The following is a 17,126-nucleotide window of genomic DNA, read 5'->3' as shown; positions in this document are numbered from 1 at the left end:
GAGTCCGCCTCATGCCACGCTTTTTTATCGATCGCCCGGTCTTTGCCTGGGTGATCCCTATTTTGATCTGTCTGATCGGCGCCATTTCGCTTTCGCGCATGGGGATCGATTCGTATCCCGACATTGCGCCGCCGCAGGTGACGGTGACCGCGACCTATCCGGGCGCGAACGCCGCCACGATGGAATCGACGGTCACTCAGGTGATCGAGCAGCAGCTCACCGGCATCGACAACCTGCTGTATTTCAGCTCGACCTCGAATAGCAACGGCACGGCGACGATCACGCTGAGCTTCGCCACCGGCACCGATCCCGACATTGCCGAAGTGCAGGTGCAGAACAAGGTCGCGCTCGCGCAGCCGCTGCTGCCGGCGGAGGTGACGCAGCAGGGCGTCGTGGTGGCCAAGGCGAGCCCCGACATCCTGATGTTCATCAGCTTGCAGTCGAGCAACCCTGCTATCGACGCGGACCGTCTCTCCGACCTCGTCGCTTCGCAGATCCAGCCGGTGATCGCACGGATCAACGGCGTGGGCAATACCTTCATGCTCGGCTCGGAATACGCGATCCGTATCTGGCTCGATCCGGACAAGCTGCAGGGCTATGGCCTCTCGACCACCCAGGTGCTGAACGCGGTCACCGCCCAGAACGCGCAGTTCGCCACCGGCTCGCTGGGGGCGGACCCGGCGGTGAAGGGGCAGGTCTTCACGGCGACCGTTTCCGGCGACACGCTGTTCTCGTCGATCGAGCAGTTCAAGAACATCATTCTGGTGACCACCAACGACGGTACGGTGGTGCACCTGAGCGACGTCGCGCACATCACCTTCGGCGCGCAGTCGTATGGCTCTTCGGCGGCTTACAACGGCCGGGCCGCGGGCGGCATGGGCGTGTACCTGCTGCCCGGCGCCAACGCGCTGGCCGTGGCGAAAGCGGTCAAGGCCGAAATGGCGATTCTCGCCAAGGATCTGCCGGCGGGCGTGACGTGGGAGGTGCCTTACGACACCACGCCGTTCATCACGGCGTCGATTACCGACGTGGTGCGCACGCTGATCGAGGCGGTGATCCTCGTATTCTTCGTGATGCTGATCTTCCTGCAGAACATCCGGGCGACCATCATTCCCACGCTGGTGATTCCGGTGGCCCTGCTGGGCACTTTCATCGGTCTGAAGGCGCTGGGCTTCTCCCTGAACCAGCTCACGCTGTTCGGCATGGTGCTCGCGATCGGGATCGTGGTGGACGACGCGATCGTGGTGATCGAGAACGTCGAGCGCATCATGACCGAGGAGAAGCTCAGTCCGAAGAAGGCGACGCGCAAGGCGATGGGGCAGATCACCGGCGCCATCATCGCCATCACGGTGGTGCTGGCCGCGGTGTTCGTGCCTTCGGCCCTGCAGCCGGGCGCAACCGGCATCATCTATGCGCAGTTCGCCATGACCATCGCCATTTCGATGGGCTTTTCGGCGTTCCTCGCGATGTCGTTCACGCCGTCGCTGTGCGCGACGATCCTCCGGCCCGAGCACAACGCGGATTCGCACTTCGTCTTCCGGTGGTTCAACCGGGGCTTCAACCGGCTCAGCAACACCTATTTCGGCCAGGTGGGGCGCGCGGTGCGCCATGCGCCGCGCTGGATGATGCTGTTCGTGCTCGTGGCGGCGCTGGCCGGGTTCCTGTACGTGCGCATGCCGACCTCGTTCGTTCCCGACGAGGACCAGGGCTTCATGCTGGCAATCGTCAACCTGCCTTCCGGCTCGACACTGCAGCGCAACGACCAGGTCATGGCGGAGATCGGCGACAAACTGAAGCACAGTGACATGGCCCGTGACATTGCAGGTGTGTTCGACGTGAAGGGCTTCAGCTTCGTGGGGCAGAGCGAAAACGTCGGCATGGTCTTCATCAAGCTGACCGACTGGGGCAAGCGTTCGCGCTCCGCCATGCAGCTGATTCCGGAGGCCAACAAGGTTCTGCACAGCATCAACGATGCGCAGATTTTCGTGGTGAACCTGCCGACCATACGCGGGCTTAGCCAGTTCGGGGGCGTCGACATGTTCCTCCAGGCGCGAGCTGGTCAATCGCGCGACCAGCTCGGGAAAGCCGAGCAGAAACTGCTTGTCGAAGCGGGCAAGAGCGCCGAGCTTTATGGCATCCGCCCGAACTCGCTGCCCGAGGCGCCGCAATTGCAGGTGGCCGTGGACCGCGTGCAGGCCTCGGCCATGGGCCTTTCGCTGACCGACGTCTACAACGCGCTGCAGATGCAGCTGGCGCCGTTCTACATCGACCAGTTTACTTACGCGGGCCGCGTGAAGCGCGTCTATCTGCAGGCCGATGCGCCTTTCCGGATGAACCTCGACGCGCTGCAGCACATTTACACGCCAAGCGGCGTGACCAACGGCTCCTCCGGCAGCACCGGTTCGAGCGCCACGACCACGGCCGTCAACGCGAATGGTTACGTGACGCCGGCCAATCCGTCGGTCAGCAACAGCGCGATCAGCCCGTACAACATGGTGCCGCTCTCCAGTGTCGTGAAGGCGAACTGGGGGGTGGGGCCGCAGGCGCTGCCGCGCTATAACGGCTATTCGGCAATCGAGATCGTCGGCAACTCGGCGCCCGGTTACTCCACCGGCCAGGCCATGCAGGTGATCACGAACATCATCGACAAGTCGCTGCCGCCAGGCTTCGCCGCGGACTGGACCGGACAGTCGTATCAGGAAATCCTGGCGGGGAACGCGGCCACCTGGCTGATGATTCTTTCGGTGTTCGTCGTGTTCCTCTGTCTCGCGGCGCTCTACGAGAGCTGGTCCATCCCGGTTGCGGTGCTGCTGGTGGTGCCGCTGGGTCTGCTCGGCATGCTGACGTTCTGCGATCTGCGCGGCATTCCTAACGATATCTACTTCAAGATCGGCATGGTCACGGTGATCGGGCTGGCGGCGAAAAACGCAATCCTGATCGTGGAGTTCGCCGTGGACGGCCAGGCGCAGGGCATGACGCTGTTCGACGCCACGCTGAACGCCGCGAAGCTGCGGCTGCGGCCTATCCTGATGACCTCGATGGCGTTCATTCTCGGCGTGCTGCCGCTCGTCTTGTCGACCGGCGCGGGTGCTTCGTCGCGGCACGAGATCGGTACGGGCGTGATTGGCGGCATGATGTTCGCCACGTTCTTCGGCCTGCTGCTGATTCCGGTGTTCTACATCTCGGTGCGCCGTGCGCTGGGCGACAAGCTCGACGAGGTCTCGAAGAAGATTCACCACACCGATGACGACGATGACTGACGTATGAAGTGCAAATGCCCGGCTCCGGCCGGGCATTTGCACGTCATGCATTCTCGTATTGCAGGGTTATCGCTTCCTCCATTTCGATCCCGCCGCCGGCTGGCAGTCGCCGATCATTATTTCGGTGTCCAGACCACAGCGTGCCACGGGGAATAAGGCGTCGCGGAAAGACCCACGATCTGGCCGCGATTGTTGATCGTGCTGGCGCCGCTGGTGTTGCCGCCGGGGAGTTCGCCCAGATCGGTCATCACGCCGTTTTCATACAGAAAGGCGTGAAAATTCCCGGTTGCATTGGTCGACGAACCGACGATCTGGCCGCGCTCGTTGATCCCGGAAGCCGCGCTGATGCTGCCGCCGGGGAGTGTGCCCAGGTCGGTCATTACGCCGTGTTCGAACAGAAAGGCGTGCTCGTATCCGCTGGGTGTGGACGCCTGGCCCACCACCTGGCCGCGATTGTTGATCGCGAAAGCTGCGCTGCTGTTGCCACCGGGCAGCGTGCCCAGGTCGGTCATCACGCCGTTTTCATACAGGAAGGCGTGATCGTTGCCGCTGCTTGCGCTCGTGGACCAACCGACGATCTGGCCGCGCTCGTTGATTCCGTAGGCCGCGCTGAAGTAGCCGCCGGGGAGCGTGCCGAAATCTTTCACCACGCCTTTTTCAAACAGAACGGCCTGGGTATCCGTGAGTGAGTTGAGCGACCAGCCCACCGCCTGACCGCGATTGTTGATTGAGTTGGCGACACTGGTGTTGCCGTTGGGCAGGGTGCCCAAATCGGTCATCAAGCCGTGTTCGAACAAAAATGCATGCTCGTTCAACAGGGCGTGCTCGTTTCCGCCCAGGGACGACGAGCCGACTATCTGGCCGCGCTCGTTGATTCCGGAAGCGGCGGAGTTGGTGCCGCCGGGGAGCGTGCCCAGGTCGGTCACCTTGCCGTTTTCAAACAAGGTGGCGTGCTGGTCGCCGTTCGAGAGATTCGAGAATCCGACTGCCTGATCGCGCTCGTTGGCCCCGCTTGCCTGACTCGTGTTGCCAGGGAGCGTGCCGAGATCCTTGATCGCAAAACTTTGGGCTTCGGCGCGCTGGAATGCGGCAGGTGCAAGCAGCGTGGCAATAATCAGAATGCGCTGAATGGAGGGTGCATGGCGAATCAACCTGCGTGCGAATTGCATGGCAATCCCCTTTCCAGTCGTTGGAAATTCGATCAGCGGAGGCAGGCGGAGAGAAGTCATCGACCAGTCTAGTCTACGGAAAGCCTTTTTCAACTGATCTTTGCGCGCGTTGAAAGACACCGGCTATGGTGTCGATTGGGTCTGCGACGGCGAGGCGGCCCGCGAGGCCATGGCCGCGGCCTTGCCGCGTTGCGCCGCGTCGGCGTAAGGAAAACGTTTGCAAGAAGACCCAGGTAATGCCGCACCTCGAAGTTACCTGGTTTCCGGTATTTCCAATCTTCCCCGCGACGTGTATTTTCGCTTGCGATTGGAGAAAGACAACGCCCGGTGCATCAGCAAGCACTGCAAGAGAAATAAAATCAACGGGGCAGCGGGAATGAATCACGTCTACCGTGTTGTGTGGAATGCCAGCTTGGGCCTGCTTCAGGTGGTATCGGAGCGCGCGCGTGCAAGGGGAAAGCAGGGCGCGACGCGGCGCAGGCTGGTCCGCCATCCGGCGCGCCGCGCGCTGACGCTGGCTGTGACGACCGCTTTGGGCCTGATGGCGCAGGGGGCGGCGGCACAGGTGAGTTTCACGATCGGCGGTACGACCGCGATCGACAGCGCGACCAGCCAGAGCGGCACGGGGTGGTCGTGGGCAAGTCCGTCGCTCACCGTCACCGGATCGATCGCGGGCGCGGAATATGGCATTGTCAATAACGGCACGATTGGCGCGCTAACCGAAGATAGCAGCGGCACGATCCGCGGCGGTCGTACCGGCGTCTGGAGCGGCGGTGTCGTCGGTACGTTGACAAACAGCGGCCTGATGATAGGCGCGAGCTACGCGGGCATCACCAACACGGGTTCGATCACCACGCTGGATAACACCACGACGGGCACGATCGAGGGCGTTCAATCCGGCCTATACAGTTCCGGGACGATTGGCGCACTGGACAATGCCGGCTCGATTATCGAGGGGATCTACAACGCTACGAATGGCACGATCGAAACATTGAGCAATACCGGTTCGCTGCAGGGGGGGACCTGGCAGGGCGTCTACAACACCGGCACGATCATGACGCTGACGAACAGCAGCAGCGGCAAGATTAGCGGTGGCGTAGGGAGCGGCTACCAGACCGGTATCGACAACGTCGTCAGCATAGGCGTGCTGAGTAACAGCGGCACGATCACGGGAGCGCTCTACGGCGTCGATAATAGCGGTCCTGGCAGCGGCACTATTGCCACCATCGGGAAACTGAGCAACAGCGGATTGATCAGCTCGGTCAACAACGGGACGAACGGCCTGATCGGCGGGGCAACCGTCGCGGTCGGCTTTGCCAATAGCGGTTCAATCGGCGCGGTCTCGAACAGCGGCACGATCGCGGGCTCGATTGCCGGTTTCAGCAACACAGGCGGCAGCGGCAATATCGGCACGCTGAGCAACAGCGGCACGATCAGCGGCAACCACACCGGCATCGACAACGCAGACACGATCGGTACGCTGACCAACACCGGATCGATTGGCGGAGGCCTCGACTTCGGCATCGACAACAGCGGCAAGATCGACACGCTGAGCAACAGCGGCGGCACGATCAGCGGGGGCTCCGCCGTCATCGACAACACGGGTACGATCGGAAAGCTGAGCAACGGTGGCCTGATTCAAGCCGGCGGCAACAGCCTCGGCGTCTATAACGCCGGCACGATCGGCACGTTGAGCAATAGCGGTACGATCAACGTCACCGGCGCCGTCGACGCCGGCAAAGGCATCTATAACGCCGGCACGATCACCACGCTGAGCAACAGCGGATCGATCACGGCGGACGACTTCGGTATCGACAACGATACCTCCGGCGGCGTGCATGGCACGATCGGCACGCTGAGCAACAGCGGCACGATCATCGGCAACCGCACCGGCATCAACAACGGCGGTACGATCGGCACCCTGAGCAACACCGGATCGATTGCCGGAAGCGATCTACGCTACGGCATCTACAACGAAGACACCATCGGCATGCTGATCGACGCCGGCTCGATCGCGGGCGCAGGAGCGAATGTTTCGATTGCCGGCGGCAGCCTGGTCGCCAGCCCTTCTCTGACCGTCGATAACGCCGGTACGATCGGCACTGCGATCTCGGCCGGCCTCTACAATGCCGCGTCGAATGTCACGATCACCAATAGCGGCACGATCGAGGCAGGCAGCGGCCTCGGCATGACCGGCAATGCAGCCGGTACGTTGATCGTGACGGGTCTTTACAACGCCGGCACGATCAGCACGCTCAACAACAACGGATTGATCGGCGGCGCCAATTCCGGCATCGTCAACGCCGGCAAACTCGGCGCGCTGACCAACAGCGGGACGATCGCGGGCAGCATCGACGCACTCGATCTCGTCGGCGGCACGCTGGGTCCGGTAGCGAATAGCGGGGTGATCGCAGGCAACATCGTCAACGCGACCGCGCAAGATTTCACGATCAGCGGCGGCACGGGTACGACCATCGGTACGCTGACGGGTTACGACGACACGGTCGGCACGATCACGAACACGCTGTCGAACGTGGTGTTTTCTTCGGGCAACGAACTGCTGAACGACGACGTGGTGCTCGGGTCGAGCGGCCATCTCATCGAACAGGGCGGTACGTTGATACTGACGACCACTTTTTCGGGCACGCCGACGATTACCGGCGGGACGATGCAGGTCGGCAACGGGGGCACGGTGGGTTCGATTGCCGGCAACGTGTCGAACGGCGGCACGCTCGCGTTCGACCGTTCGGATAACGTAACATTCGGCGGCACCATTTCGGGCACGGGTGCGGTAGTCCAGCAGGGTACTGGCACGTTGACCCTGACGGCAGCGAATACCTACACGGGCGCCACGACGATTAACGCCGGCGCGACACTGGCGCTCGGCTCGGGCGGCAGCATCGCGGATTCGGGCGGCGTGACGGACAACGGCACGTTCGATATTTCCGGCACATCGGGCGGCACCTCGATCACGAGCCTGTCGGGCTCGGGCGACGTGACGCTGGGCAGCCAGACGCTGACGCTCACGGACGCGAGCGGCACGTTCGGCGGGACGATTGCGGGTGAGGGCGGCCTCACGCTGGCCGGCGGCACGGAAACGCTGACGGCGGTTAATACGTACACCGGAGCAACGACGATCGACAGCGGCACCACGCTCGTGCTTTCGAGTGCGAACGACATTTTGCTGAACCATGTCGTGGATAACGGCGCGTTGCTGTTCGAGGGCACGATTGCGGGCCTGTCGGGCGACGGCAGCGTGTCGGTTGGCAATGGCGGACTGGTGCTGTCGGGGGGCGGGTCGTTCGGCGGCACGCTGACCGGGGCCGGCGGCGTGACGGTGGCGAGCGGCACGCAAACACTGAGCAGTGCGAATACCTACACGGGCGCGACGTCGATCAGCAGCGGCGCGACGCTCGCACTCGGCGCGGGCGGCAGTATCGCGGATTCGAGCGGCGTGACGGACAACGGGGTATTCGATATCTCAGGCACGTCGGGTACGTCGATCACGAGCCTGGCCGGCTCGGGCAGCGTGACCCTGGGCAGCCAGACGCTGACGCTTACCGACGCCGGCGGTTCGTTTGGCGGCACGATGGCCGGCACCGGCGGCCTGACGCTGACGGGCGGCAGCGAGACCTTGACGGGCGCGAACATCTATACGGGTGCCACGACGATCGGCAGCGGTGCGACGCTGGCACTCGGCTCGGGCGGCGGCATCGCGGATTCCAGCGGCGTGACGGACAGCGGCACGTTCGATATCTCGGGTACGTCGGGGGCTTCGATCACGAACCTCTCGGGTTCGGGCAGCGTGACGCTGGGCAGCCAGATGCTGACGCTCACGAATGCCGGCGGCTCGTTTGGCGGCTCGATTGCGGGCAGCGGTGGGCTCACGGTCGACAGCGGCACGCTGACATTGACCGGCACGAATACGTACACGGGCGGCACGACGATCACGAGCGGCACGCTGCAGATCGGCAGCGGCGGCACGACCGGCTCGATCGCGGGTAACGTTTCGAACGGCGGCACGCTCGCGTTCGACCGTTCGGATAACATAACGTTTTCCGGAACCATTGCAGGCTCGGGGGTGCTGGTCCAGCGGGGGACCGGGACGCTGACGCTGACCGGCGCGAACACGTACACGGGCGCGACGACGATCGACAGCGGCACGACGCTGGCGCTGAGCGGATCGGGCAGCATCGCGCAGTCGAGCGGCGTGACGGACAACGGCACGTTCGACATCTCCGGCAGTTCGGGCGCGTCGGTCACGAACCTCGCCGGCACGGGCACGGTAAACCTCGGCAGCCGGACGCTCACGCTCGCGAACGCCAGCGGCACCTTTGGCGGCACGTTCGCCGGTTCCGGCACGCTGCTGTTCTCGGGCGGCACCGGTTCGCTGATTCTCGACGGCAATAGCTCGTCGTTCACCGGCACTACCGAGATTGCGTCGGGCCTGCTCGAAGTGGGCGACATCGACAACCCGCAGGCGGAGTTGGGCGGGAGCGTGACGGTCGACAGCGACGGCACGCTGCGCGGCCACGGCACGGTGGAGGGCAACGTGACGAACGACGGCACGGTGATGCCGGGCGGCTCGATCGGTATGCTGACGGTTGGCGGCAACTATACGCAGGCGAGCAACGCTACGCTGTCGATCGAGGTGAGCCCGACTGCCGCGTCGCAACTGAAGGTGGACGGCAGCGCGACGCTCGGCGGCACGCTGGCGATCACCTACGATCCGGGCACCTATACGGCGAAGAGCTACACGCTGATCTCGGCCAGCAGCGTGAGCGGCACGTTCGCCAGCACCACGAACACGGGCGCGTCTTACCTCGGCGCGCTGACACCTTCGGTCACTTATGGCGCGAACGATGTCGATCTCGTGCTGGCCGCGGCTGCAGGGACCACAACCACCGTGGTTGCGCCGACCGACACGAGCATCTACACGGCTCCTGGCACCACCGCGATACTCGGCGCGCAGGCGCAGGACGCGGCGCTGCTCGACCGCCTGGGGAAGGCGTTGCCCGCGACTGCCGGGCAGTCCAGCGGCTGGGTCACGGCAACGGGCAACCAGACGAAGGTGGACGGCACGAACGGCGAACCAGGCTTCCAGGCCGACCGCTACGGCTTCCTGGCCGGCCTCGATCAGCAACTGGGCGCATATACGGTAGGGGTGGCGGCGGGCTACGATCACGCGGACATCGACGAATCGGGCACGGGCGACTCGGGCACGACCGACACGTTACGGGTCGCGCTCTACGGTAGCCGTTTCGTGGGGCCGGTGAACCTCGCGGCAACCGTGGGGGTGGGCCTCGACTTCCTTTCGCAGAAGCGTCCGTTCGGCTCGGCCGGCACGGCTGAAGGCGACCACATGGGGCAGGAGGCGAACGTGGGCTCGCAGGCCAGCCTGCCGATGACGTTCGGCGACGTGACGGTCACGCCGAGAATCGGCCTGCGCTACGCGTATTTCCATGCGAACGGGTTCGACGAGAGCGGCGCCGGCGGCGAGGATCTGAGCGTGGGCACGGACAACGTGCACAGCCTGCAGCCGTATGCGGGCGTTACGCTGGACAAGGCGTTCGGCAGCGCGGCGAAGCCGGTAAACGTGCAGCTTCGTCTCGGCTACGCGTACGAACTGCTCGACGTGAACCGCACGATGACGGTGGCCGCCCAGGACGGCACGCTGTTCGCCGCGCCGGGCACGAACCTGCCGCGCGGCTACCTGACGACGGGCGCGAGCGTGACGCTGCATCCGCGCAAGAACCTGGACGTTTCGCTGAACTACGATACGGTGATCAATACGGGGCACGCGTCTGCGCAGCAGGGCAGTGTTTTCGTGGGCTACCGGTTCTGAAATTTTTAAAAAAGACTCGCCTGCCCCGAAGCGATCGTTTCAAAGTCGTCGCCCATAAAGAGCAGAATGGCGTCCGCAACCGGTTGCAGCTGACACGCCACACAGAACGCGTAATCGACGGGCGCCGCCAGCGTCTCCAGAGGCTGCGGCCCGGCCACGGTCATCACGTAGCTGATCCAGCCGCCGTTCTGATACTGCGATGCTCGATGCGGAATTCAAGATACCGCGCGAGCAGTTCGAGGAGATTCTCACGTCCAACGGGGTTTGCACTGTGCACGGTGAAGTGAAAATCGGTCGGGATATAGCTCCCGCCGGCATCCAGATCAAGATCGATAAGTCGCTTCACTACCGCTATGGCGGTGTCGTCGCCACCAAGGTCGTGGTCGAACGAAATCTCGACTGGGCAGCCTCGAGTCTCAAGCAGCTTGATTGCCGTTGCTGAATCACGTGCCACGACCCAATCGGGCGAAGTAGGGTCTCGGAGGTCGTCGATGAAGAGGCGGTAGTGCATAAAGGCACATGTGCTGCCGGAGTTCTGGATGTTTGACAGAATACCGCAGCAACTACACTTTCGTTACGCTTGATCGTCTTGGTGCGCTCGAATCGGAGTCGGCCGGCAACACTCTCGCGGTGGCTGGCGTCAGCGCTGGCGCCGGTCGGCCGGAAGTATCGTGATATTTAAAATTCGGTGCCGATACGAGGCTGCGCCCCCGCCGTCATTGGCGAGCACTATCCGCGAAGGCCCGTGCGCCCGAATGGCATTCACCTGACGCGCGCGCTGTCTAACTTCGCCGTGCAGGTGCATCGAGGTAGTCGCGATGGACACGTGGCGCAAGTTGTCGCGCACGGCCACGAGTTCGACCCTGGCGTCGAGCGGATGTGTGGCGTGCGTATGGCGCAGACAGTGGGGACTGGCGAGCCGCAACTTCGCGGCGAGCGCGGGCCGGCACGCCGCCACACACTCCGCCGCCTCCGTTAAATACTCCCCCGCGATCTGCCGCAGCCGCGCCGCACTGATGTCGGCCCCGGCCGGTGTGCGCGGCGCTTCCTGCGTGGGCGCTGGGGAATCGTCCCGGAGCGAATGGCAACTCTTAGCGCCGTCGAATAGGTCTTCACGGCCAAAACTGGACGTTCGACAGCCATCTGTGATTTGTCAACAATCGAGCACCTTATGGTGCGAGTATGCCTTCTCTTGGAACACACATAAAGATTTTGTGCGGCGTGCCGTAAGCAAGTGATTTGGGACAGTTATGTCGACGCCTAACGCAGTTGCCCCATCGTCATGGAAGTCGAAGGCAACTTTTCTGATCTCGATGGCTCTATCAGCCGTACTCGCTGCAATCGGGACATACTATTCGACTATGTACGCGAACCTAGCTTCATCTGCGAGCGACCAAGCGACGCGGTATGTTGACTTCCAGATAGCGAAAGAAAACAACGTGACTGCGTTCCTTCAGATTCCAGGCGTTACGCTGTCGTACAGAGATGAGAAGGGGAACTCTCTTAAGGCTTTGAGTCTTGTCAAAGTCGAGCTGCAGGATTTCAGCGCGCGTGATATCGCTGACGTGGATCTTCAGATTGATGCAACGGCGCGAGATGACTCTCCGCCGGTGCTACAGACCTTTCGTATCGGAAATGGTCCTGCGGAGGATTTTGATGCCGAGAAAAATGTCACTCAGACTGTAAAGCATGGAACGCTTTCCATCTCCATTCCTCTGAAGAGCATCAATCGCACCGAAGCGTTCGCGCCTGCGCGAACGCTCCTTCTCTATTTCAAAGGGGCGTCGGCGCCCGATGTGGTGGTCTCAACAAACGCTGCCGGTATCTCCGCTAGGCCATTCGCATATCAGCACTATCTGGATTCAGAAAACAGCCATGAGTCATTTAGCGAGCGTTATGGGGCGCAGATCGGCACGGCCGGCATCTTCGCACTATTTGTGCTGTGGTTTGGTTGCTCGATCTGGTTGATCGTCGCTGGTCGAAAGCGCGAAGTCTCAAATATGGTTCGTGCAGTAGCAGTGGTTGAGAACGTGATCCAAGCGCTCCCACCCCAGCCAATTTCGCCAGGGCAACAGCATGACGTCGCGAAAAATTTGGTTTTCGAGATCTGGTGCGCGGCATACCACCAGACATGGCACATCAGCAGACTTCTCTCGGTAGCACCTGATCGATCGAAGCTTTGAAACAGCATCGGTCGGCCACAAACAGCCGTTCGACACTGGTGCCGCGATCGTTGACAATCGTGGCCTTTCGCGAGCGCGATGCAGTAGCGATCACCTGTCTAGTCGGAGCGTTTGATGCCTTGGCTTCCCTTTTATGCGTGCTTTGAAGATATGTCACGCCTTGAGACCTTTCTGAATCAATCGAACGATGTCGCGATGATTCAATCGGTGACCGCGGGGAAATGGCGCGCATCCCGCCCAGTGCATTTGCAAGCCGGACGAAATTGTCTTTGGCACGTGCCAAGCGGACCGCTGCCGCTAATGCCTGCCACATACGGCGACTGTCTTGGCGTGATCGATGATCCTTGGGCGGGGTGGACAGAGCAGCGCCAAGGTGCTGATCCGAAGCAGCCGTTCTTCGGTGCGGGACATCCAGGGATACTCTGGCTAAATGTGCATGAACGCTCGCAAGCGCAGCCAGACGCCATCGCTATCTCCTCAATCGAATGGAGTGGAGCGCGGCACTCGAACGGCTCCGATGCAGAACCAACAAGACGGTTTTGGGCGTCTCTGCTGCGCTGGATGAGCCGGCATGCAACAAAGATTCCCCGAAGTGGACGGTTAGATGGGGGGACTGCGGAGATATACGCGTTCAGCGACGCGCTCGCTGAGATCCAAGCTGGGACGCCCCGATCGGCAAATCCGGCACCCTTTGAGCACGTCACATAGGGAACGATTTCGCCGTAGATCGACGCTGCCCGCGCCCGCCGATACCGATTCGATTGACCGCTTTTGAGAAGCTTGACGGGCTGTTCCGGGTCAGCTACGGAAGTTCGATGGCTAAGAGTGGCTAACACAACCTGGCCATCAAGCCGTATGCGCCATATCCATGGTGGCATGGCCAGACGAAAAATCAGTAACGAATTATGGGCTGCACTGGAACCGCTGATTCCGGCATTTACGCCGTCGACCAAAGATGGCCGACGCCGCACGGTTGATGACCGCGCAGCACTGCACGGCATCCTGTGTGTCTTGCAGACGGGCATCCTACGCTGCAGACGTATGGGGCCGGTTGCATCTGGCAATGCTGCGCCGACTGCGTGAGCACGACCAGGTTGATTGGGAGCGAGCAAGCCTTGATGTGGCCAGCGTTTCCAGCCCCCTGGGGCTGGAAACCGGCGCCAACCCGACAGACCGGGCAAGCTCGGGTCGAAGCGGCACATCGTCGTAGATGCGCGAGGTATTCCGCTTGCTGTCACGGTCACAGAGGCCAACCGGCACGACTCGATGGCGTTTGAGTGGACAGTCGATGCCATCCCGGCGATGTCTGGACTGAATGGCCAGCCCCCCAAATAATGGCTATGACTTTGCCCGCTGCCGGCGTTACCTGACGCGGCGCGGAATCGCGGCTCGTATCGCTCGCAAAGGGGTAGAGAGCAAGGAGCGGCAACGCTGGGTCGTCGAACGCGCGCATGCCTGGTTTGCCGGTTTCGGCAAGCTGCGCACTCGTTTCGAGCGTCGTCTCGACATTCATGTTGCGTTGCTCTCCCTCGTTGCCGCTGTCATCTGTTCACGCGTCGGGAGGGTAGCCGCGCTTCCTCCCGGAAACGCGGCCCCCGAAGAACCGTGCGTGCGAGTTTTCCCGCATACGGCTCGCGAGCGGCATTAAGCATCTCAGTCGGGATGGCGAAGCTGCCGCGCGCAGCTCAAGGTATGAGCATCGCCAGTACGGACGGAGCCCTTAAGGTTGCCATAAGTTCTGGCCGATATAGTTCAGGTTTACAAAACAACCCTCCGAACAACGCTTTGTTTCGGTCCTGAATGGGATCGGCCTATCCAGCGAATTTCCAGGCATTCTAGTGGACCTGCAATCGATGAACACCAAGCGAGAAGGTGTGCAATCCGACCTTTGGGCCAATTGGCTTCTGCGCGAGCGGTTTGCCGGTGATCCCGTCCACGAGCGGGCTTTCCGTGCCGATATCAGTCGATATGCCGATCGTGTCATCGACGGCGCCAGGCTTGAGGCAGGCATGACCCTTGTCGACGTTGGCACGGGCGATGGCCTTGTTGCGTTTCGCGCGATAGACCGCATCGGCCCCTCTCTGCAAACGATCCTGATTGATATTTCCTCTACGTTGCTTGAGCATGCCGAAGCAACCGCGATCCAATGCGGGGTTCGAGCACAGTGCACTTTTACCCAATGCTCAGCCGAGGCGCTTGAGGGCATTGGAAACGCCAGCGTCGATGCTGTTACGACCCGTGCGGTGCTGGCCTATCTACCCGACAAACTCGCCGTGCTGCGCGAGTTTTACCGTGTCGTGAAGCCTGGCGGGCGGATTTCCATCGCCGAGCCTATCTGCCGTGACGACGCGCTCGACGTAGTTGCCTTGAAGAAGACGGTCGACGCGCTTCCGGCCGGTACTGACGATCATATTTCCCGTCTGCTTTATCGCTGGAAAATCACGCACCTTCCCGGCACCGACGAAGGTATCGCAGCGAATCCGGTCACCAACTATAACGAACGAGACCTGGTGCGCTATGCCATGGATGCCGGGTTTACAGACATCCACATGGAATTTCATATCGACGTAGGTCCTTCGCCCACCACGTCGTGGGATGTTCTGCTGAAAAATCCGCCTTTCCCATGGGCCCCGCCTCTTGGAGAGTTGCTTTACAATACGTTCACCAGAGAAGAGGCCCAACGCATTGAGCAAGCATTACGTCCGCTTCTCACTTCAGGCCAGCAATCCTTCGCCATACGCACAGCATTCCTGAGCGCGACAAGGCCACTTGCGTCATAGCAGGTGTGCCGCCGCAGATTCCCGATGCGAAGATGGCCTCGGCTCGCCATTTGGCGGCGTGTCTGAGCGATGAGTGGTTCGGACGAAGCGAGCGGTTTGTGCTGAGAATGCTGAATAAAAAAATGGACGGTCCGCGGAAAGCGCCTGCGCGAACGCCAACATGAACAGATGGAACAGTAAGAAAACAATCACTCGATCGGAGGAGGCAGCTCAGCGTACCTTAAGCTTCCGGTGTTATTGTTGGACGGTATGCGTTGGGGAAAGATTTTTCTTCATACCAGTGCATATTTCGAACTGCGAATTGCAGCCGGGGTTTGAGCTGTGCCATCCGGTCGCCGAACAAGCATCAGGAAGAGTGTCCGTGCGCTATGACAAGAGTGCCAGGTTGATTCGTATTTTCCGCACCCACCTTTTCGTGGCTTCGCTTTCGGCAATTTGCATCCAGTTAATCCTCTTCGTCCCGGCAGCGATTTCAAATAAATCGACAGGACTTCAACTCCCCGAGTCGTTCAGGCTCTACGCTATTTCCCTGATCGTGGCCTCGGTGGTGTGGGTAAAGATCGTTGCTCGACGGGCTTTTGATCGTGCTTTGGCAAACCGGGACGCCGTTTTTTACGACGGTGCCTCACCCACTGTATCCGTTTCAAAGCACTGCATGCGGCGCAGACTTGTGCTGCTCCATGTCGGCCTTTCTGGTTGGTCAAGCGAACCGGTCGGCCGGCAGACGGGGGGCGGCCGGGACTAGGTGGTTTTCACGGCAGTGCGTTCGACGAGATTGCCCGGACCGTTGCGTCCGTTCAGTCGTACATGCACTCCGATAAATATTCGATTCGATTATGGCATGTCGGACTGGAACGAAAGCACGCGAATGAAACAGCGATAGACTGGAGGCTCGTCTGCGTCGTATATGATCTTGCGTTCGAGACTTTGCCATCAATAAGGGACGGGCTTTGAAACACTTCAATCGTGCGCTTATCGTGACATTGCTGCGCATACTCTCCGTACTTCCCTATGGGTTCGTAGCGCGGCTCGGGGTGGGTGTTGGTACTGCGTTGTATGCGCTGCCGAGCCGCCGCAAGCATATTGTCCATGTGAACCTGCATCTCTGCTTCCCGGAGAAGAGCGGATGTGAGCGGCGGAGACTCGCAAGAGCTCATTTTCGCCATGTTGTTCGCAGCTATCTTGAGAGAGGCATTCAGTGGTTTGGCAATGCCCAGTCGGTGCGGGACATCGTGCAAATCGAGAGCAGGATCGATCTCGATGACGAAGTTGCACCACCCACCATCTTCATGGGCTTTCATTTTGTAGGCATTGAGGTCGGCTGCATGCTCTACTCAACCCGCTACCCTGTGGCCTCACTGTACACACGTATGTCGAACACGGTCTTATGCGATCTGGCCAGGCGGCAACGTGGTCGGTTCGGCGCCGAAATGATTGAACGCGCGACCAGTGCACGAAAGATTGTTGGCTTGCTGCGTTCCGGTAAGCCCGTCATGCTTGCAGCGGACATGGACCACGGTGTCGACGGTTCGGTCTTTGTGCCCTTTTTCGATGTTCCCGCGTGCACACTCACGGCTGTTTCGCGGCTGGCGAGACTGGGCGGCGCGCGGGTTGTACCGTTCGTGACGGAGGTGCTTCCGAAGTATCAGGGGTACAAGCTGACAATTTTCGAAGCACTTGCAGATTTCCCGTCGGGGAATGACGAGGTCGACGCGCGACGCATGAATGCGTTTCTCGAGGAGCAGATCATTAGGTTTCCAGAGCAGTATTACTGGGTGCACCGACGTTTCAAGCACCGCCCGCCGGGAATGGATTCGGTATATTGAGAGTTGTACCGAAGGCGCCTCGCGTGGCACTGCTTGCAGGGGGCGCCCTACGTTGACCGTTTG

Annotated in this window: 8 protein-coding genes and 2 pseudogenes; 7 read left to right on the top strand and 3 right to left on the bottom strand. The window is 61.3% G+C overall.

The annotated features are described in order from the left end of the window. Positions 1–11 precede the first annotated feature (11 nt). Entirely contained in the window at positions 12–3,260 is a 3,249-nt protein-coding gene (locus tag BAC01S_RS18325) for an efflux RND transporter permease subunit (RefSeq protein ID WP_027796083.1), read from the top strand. A gap of 116 nt (positions 3,261–3,376) precedes the next feature. Here the strand turns inward: BAC01S_RS18325 and BAC01S_RS18320 are convergent, their stop codons facing one another. Continuing rightward, on the bottom strand, positions 3,377–4,429 hold the full coding sequence (locus BAC01S_RS18320; RefSeq protein ID WP_027796082.1) for a hypothetical protein: 1,053 nt from the start codon (positions 4,427–4,429) through the stop codon (positions 3,377–3,379). Positions 4,430–4,805: 376 nt separating this feature from the next. Here BAC01S_RS18320 and BAC01S_RS31735 point away from each other — a divergent pair, with 376 nt between their 5' ends. Next, positions 4,806–10,274 (top strand): autotransporter-associated beta strand repeat-containing protein, encoded by a 5,469-nt coding sequence (locus BAC01S_RS31735; RefSeq protein ID WP_084168644.1) that lies wholly within the window; start codon positions 4,806–4,808, stop codon positions 10,272–10,274. 5 nt (positions 10,275–10,279) lie between these two features. Here the strand turns inward: BAC01S_RS31735 and BAC01S_RS33965 are convergent. Both BAC01S_RS33965 and BAC01S_RS35880 read right to left on the bottom strand, forming a co-directional pair. After that, positions 10,280–10,480, bottom strand: a pseudogene (locus tag BAC01S_RS33965) (hypothetical protein); the annotation flags it as partial. Continuing rightward, entirely contained in the window at positions 10,438–10,785 is a 348-nt protein-coding gene (locus tag BAC01S_RS35880) for a cyclic-phosphate processing receiver domain-containing protein (RefSeq protein WP_043202689.1), read from the bottom strand. The gene BAC01S_RS35880 and the pseudogene BAC01S_RS33965, both read right to left, overlap by 43 nt. Before the next feature lie 928 nt (positions 10,786–11,713). On the opposite strand from BAC01S_RS35880, the gene BAC01S_RS18300 reads away from it, so the two are divergent. From BAC01S_RS18300 to BAC01S_RS18290, 5 genes and pseudogenes are all read left to right on the top strand, one after another. Next, a complete protein-coding gene (locus tag BAC01S_RS18300; protein ID WP_156954452.1) occupies positions 11,714–12,457 on the top strand; it encodes a hypothetical protein in 744 nt (247 codons plus the stop codon). Positions 12,458–13,333: 876 nt separating this feature from the next. Next, positions 13,334–14,012, top strand: a pseudogene (locus tag BAC01S_RS34705) (transposase); the annotation flags it as partial. A gap of 298 nt (positions 14,013–14,310) precedes the next feature. After that, on the top strand, positions 14,311–15,237 hold the full coding sequence (locus BAC01S_RS31725; protein ID WP_156954451.1) for a class I SAM-dependent methyltransferase: 927 nt from the start codon (positions 14,311–14,313) through the stop codon (positions 15,235–15,237). 361 nt (positions 15,238–15,598) lie between these two features. Further along, a complete protein-coding gene (locus BAC01S_RS34700; protein WP_156954450.1) occupies positions 15,599–15,982 on the top strand; it encodes a hypothetical protein in 384 nt (127 codons plus the stop codon). Positions 15,983–16,187: 205 nt separating this feature from the next. Then, positions 16,188–17,063 carry a lipid A biosynthesis lauroyl acyltransferase gene (locus BAC01S_RS18290; RefSeq protein ID WP_027796080.1) on the top strand — a complete coding sequence of 292 codons (876 nt, stop codon included), beginning with the start codon at positions 16,188–16,190 and terminating at the stop codon, positions 17,061–17,063. Positions 17,064–17,126 lie beyond the last annotated feature (63 nt).

Origin of the sequence: Paraburkholderia acidipaludis NBRC 101816 (genome assembly GCF_000684975.1) — a bacterium.
Taxonomy (GTDB): domain Bacteria; phylum Pseudomonadota; class Gammaproteobacteria; order Burkholderiales; family Burkholderiaceae; genus Paraburkholderia; species Paraburkholderia acidipaludis.
This window is presented reverse-complemented; position numbering and strand designations above follow the sequence as displayed.